Source organism: Vibrio sp. OPT46 (assembly GCF_015163535.1).
Lineage (GTDB): Bacteria > Pseudomonadota > Gammaproteobacteria > Enterobacterales > Vibrionaceae > Vibrio > Vibrio alginolyticus.
On record NZ_JADDYG010000584.1, the window covers coordinates 15,053 to 16,547 of the forward strand.

The 1,495-nt window shown below is 43.3% G+C and carries 2 protein-coding genes; both read right to left on the bottom strand.

The annotated features are described in order from the left end of the window. Positions 1-582, bottom strand: a 582-nt coding sequence (locus tag IQR33_RS23275) for a S1 family peptidase (protein ID WP_193844090.1), incomplete at its 3' end; no start/stop codon positions are given. Between the two features lie 73 nt (positions 583-655). Then, positions 656-1,495, bottom strand: an 840-nt coding sequence (locus tag IQR33_RS23280) for a LysR substrate-binding domain-containing protein (RefSeq protein ID WP_193844091.1), incomplete at its 5' end; no start/stop codon positions are given.

The window sequence follows — 1,495 nt, forward strand, 5'->3', positions numbered from 1 at the left end:
TACTTCTGCCCAGCGTAAATAGTTAGGGGGGCTTTCATCATTGGTTGAGGTCTGACCTAAACCGAATATCTGATAAACTGACTTGCTGCTGTAGTCTCCAAAGTCTTGCGGTAAAGTGATGGATTGGACGTTATCGGTGATAGGTCTAGTCAATTCAAGGACAGCGATGTCATTAATCCATAAATCGCTAGGCACATAATCAGGATGAATCGTGATAGAGCGAACATCTTTGAATTCTTCAACAAACACGTCATTCATCGTAGGGTTTTTGACTAACACTCGTAGGTCGTTGATTGTCCAGCCGTCAGTAAAAACGCTTGGTTCTACGCAGTGAGCCGCAGTTAAAATGAAGCGGTCGTTTACAATGGTTCCCCCACAAATATTGGCAAACTGATTCGCGCCAGTTTTATGTAGAATAAGACGTGCAAAAAAAGGAAGTTGGTTTTGGGTAGCCTGCTGACCCCCAATAATTGCCGTGGAGATCCCTTGTTCTGAAAGGCGGTTATCATTTTCTACTTCAGCGGTCGTACTCAAAGATACTGCAAAACAGAGTGCGCTTAGCCATATTTGATACTGCTTCATAAACCATCCTTGGATGAAAAGTGCTCTTCTAACTTTATACTAGTTTTTCAGTGAATGTGCTTAACAAAAGTTTCTAATAGTTGAATGATTGTTGTAGCCAAGATCGCAACAGATGAAACGATTCAAGCTTTAGCTTGTGTGGCGGGCATACAAAGTAAAGCTGTTGATGAGGATTAATGACGGGTTCACCCAGCTCGATTAGCTGACCATATTTGATGTCATCCTTCACAAACAAGCGATGAGTGACCAATAACCCCAAACGACGAGTTGTGGCCTGGACGGCTTGTATCGACATGTTAAAAGTGATTGGTTTTTTATTTTTAGGTCGCTGGATACCCGTCGCGTCCAGCCACACGTTCCAGTCATTTTTTCTTCGTTCGTTAGTAACTTCAATGATGGGATACTGCTTTAAGAGTTGAGTGATGTTTGAGTCCTTGGTCTTCGCTATCAATTCAGGACTGCACACCAAAACCAGTTCATCTTCACTAAGCTTTTCGCAGTAGTAATCCTGCCATTCTTCGGGATTTCCATGCACCAAGGCCGCGTCGATACCTTCTTGTTCTAAATTGAATCTGCCAGACAGGTTTGATAAACGAACGTCTAATTGAGGAGCAAACCCTTGTAAATCTGACATTCGAGGAATCCACCAGTGAAGAGCCAATGAATTCACCATATTGAGCGTAACACGTTGCAAATTCTGATCTTGGATGAGTGCTTCCGTTGCATCGACAATTTGCTCTAAAGCGGGTGCCACCTTTCTGTAATACTTTTTACCGTCCGCATTGAGTTGAACTTGTCTGCCTATGCGATCAAACAGAGGCTTGTTGACTTGACTCTCCAGCGATTTAATTGCCTGACTTACGGCTGAGTGGCTCACACTTAATATCTGTGCTGCTTCTGTCATGCTGCCAGA